At 48.8% G+C, this 1887-nt stretch carries 6 protein-coding genes; all 6 read left to right on the forward strand.

Annotated elements, in window-relative coordinates; genetic code table 11:
- The coding region (locus tag HWQ67_RS17325; protein WP_218253949.1) for a hypothetical protein at nt 1-293 on the forward strand (293 nt) is incomplete at its 5' end.
- A 284-nt stretch (nt 294-577) separates the two neighbouring features.
- On the forward strand, nt 578-763 hold the full coding sequence (locus HWQ67_RS17330) for a hypothetical protein (RefSeq protein ID WP_218253950.1): 186 nt from the start codon (nt 578-580) through the stop codon (nt 761-763).
- A 1-nt stretch (nt 764) separates the two neighbouring features.
- Nucleotides 765-1100 carry a hypothetical protein gene (locus HWQ67_RS17335; RefSeq protein WP_218253951.1) on the forward strand — a complete coding sequence of 112 codons (336 nt, stop codon included), beginning with the start codon at nt 765-767 and terminating at the stop codon, nt 1098-1100.
- Nucleotides 1093-1341 carry a hypothetical protein gene (locus HWQ67_RS17340; RefSeq protein ID WP_218253952.1) on the forward strand — a complete coding sequence of 83 codons (249 nt, stop codon included), beginning with the start codon at nt 1093-1095 and terminating at the stop codon, nt 1339-1341. Before HWQ67_RS17335 ends, HWQ67_RS17340 begins: the two co-directional genes overlap by 8 nt.
- On the forward strand, nt 1334-1582 hold the full coding sequence (locus HWQ67_RS17345) for a hypothetical protein (RefSeq protein WP_218253953.1): 249 nt from the start codon (nt 1334-1336) through the stop codon (nt 1580-1582). The genes HWQ67_RS17340 and HWQ67_RS17345 overlap by 8 nt, the downstream gene beginning before the upstream one ends.
- A partial coding sequence (locus HWQ67_RS17350) for a hypothetical protein (RefSeq protein WP_218253954.1) occupies nt 1575-1887 on the forward strand: 313 nt, incomplete at its 3' end. The genes HWQ67_RS17345 and HWQ67_RS17350, both read left to right, overlap by 8 nt.

A 1887-nucleotide genomic window follows, 5' to 3' on the forward strand; every position in this document is an offset into this window, starting at 1 on the left:
CTTGTCTGATTTCAATCGTGCATAACAGCACGGGCGAAAACACCTACGCCAATATCTCAGCAATCATGAGCTTACCGAAGGGGTCGGAAGTCCCTGCGGCGGTCAACCCGACGGTGGTTTTCGAGATACCGGACGACTTGGAAAAGTTTGACTGGGCTGGGTATAATGCCATGTCCGATGGACTCAAAGAGACAATCTCCAAGAGTCTTGAATTTCAGGCAATAAAGCCGGGGAGCAATGTCCCCACAAGCGCGAGCGCAGAGACGGACGATTCAGACCCTATCCCGTTTTAATCCTTGACTCCGTTTTAGACGATGCCGACAACCGCACAACGCGTATCGGCTGATGTCAGGGGATGCGGGGTAGCCTGACGAAGAATGAAAAAAAGCCCGCACAACTTGAGAGGGGGAAAGTATGGGGAGAGTGTTAGATACCGAATCAAGTGCATACCCGACGCAGTGTTCTTGTTGTGGTCGCATAATTTTCGATTTCTACCTGACAGAATCAACCGGAGAACGCTTCGCGTGGTGTGGATTTTGTAGGACAAGATTTAATATCAAAAAGATTGAGGTTGACCATGAAACTACCAAACCTTGACGACATGCTCGACGAATTCTCCGAATCCGACGAATTTTACGAACTTACCTTTGAGAGGCTCGTAAAGCAAGTAAAGAAATTCAGGGTATCAGGCCATCCGGCGACCGAGCCGGAGGGATTGCCTAACCACAAATGCACGGACGATTGTCCGTGCGGAGGAGAGTAAGATGAGCGAGGGGAAAGAAAAAATACCTGAAAGACTTTACCCTGAAACTTTTCCAGGTGAAGCAAAGATAAACTTTGTTATTGAACAGGAAATCCATCCTGCGACAAAAGAGTTCTGGATAGGATGGTGTCCGTCAACTGGCAAGATGACACATAGACATGATTCTTATAATGAGGCTTTACTTGCTACAGAAGCAGAGGCAAGACAAGCCTATTCAGGGAGGTTTTTTGTTCTTCAAGCGGTTAGTGTTGTTACTGCGGAATCGAGAACAGAAACGCAGGTTACGAACAAAAGACTTAACGAAAGAGCTATAGAAAAGGAAGAAAACCATGGCTGACAAACAGAAAGAAGCACCGTCTCTTGGCGCAAAATATCTATGGTACTCGGCAAGTCAAGCCGCCTATCGTGACAAGCCGTTCAATATCGGGAAATTAGGCACTGGCGAGTTTGTAATATATACCGAGATGTCTTGTGACATGGGTTACCGCCCGAATTGGGAAGACGCGGTGTTCTTAGGCTGGGGTGATTGGAGCCATGTTGAAGGGCAAATCCCGCCGAAGGAGGAAGACCATGACTGACCTGTTACTTGCTTTCGGCGTCGGAATCCTTATCGGTCTCTTGCCAAGTCTTATCCAACGGTATCATAGATGGCGCGCCGAGCGCGCGTATTTAGGGATGGATATATGCCTCAATGGAGCCGAACACACAACGGCTACGATAGTTAAACTAAGAAATGGCGTGGTGACAGTTGACCAGTCTTGGCCTGTAAGTCCACAAACAGACATGGCGGTGCACATAAGGGAGAAAGCCGATGGCTAACGAATACGAAGACGACGAACACTTCAATGAGGCTGGTTGCACCCACCCCATCGACCCCGTGAACGGGGAGCAGAAGTGCTCTTGCCGACCAGAAGGACAGAACTGGTGCGAGGAGTGCGGGAAGTATTTCCCTGACACCATCCTTGAAAACGGCGACGTGAAGGAGTGCTGGGAGCACACGACAGACTTTGAGGTGTTGTGGGATGTCATCAGCGAGAAGAACCACAGAATAAGACTTCTCACAGAAAACCTCAAACTCCGCAATCAACTAATAGAGGCTTTGCGGAAAGACTTGCAAGAGCGCA

This window comes from Candidatus Magnetobacterium casense (assembly GCF_019173545.1).
GTDB classification, from domain to species: domain Bacteria; phylum Nitrospirota; class Thermodesulfovibrionia; order Thermodesulfovibrionales; family Magnetobacteriaceae; genus Magnetobacterium; species Magnetobacterium cryptolimnobacter.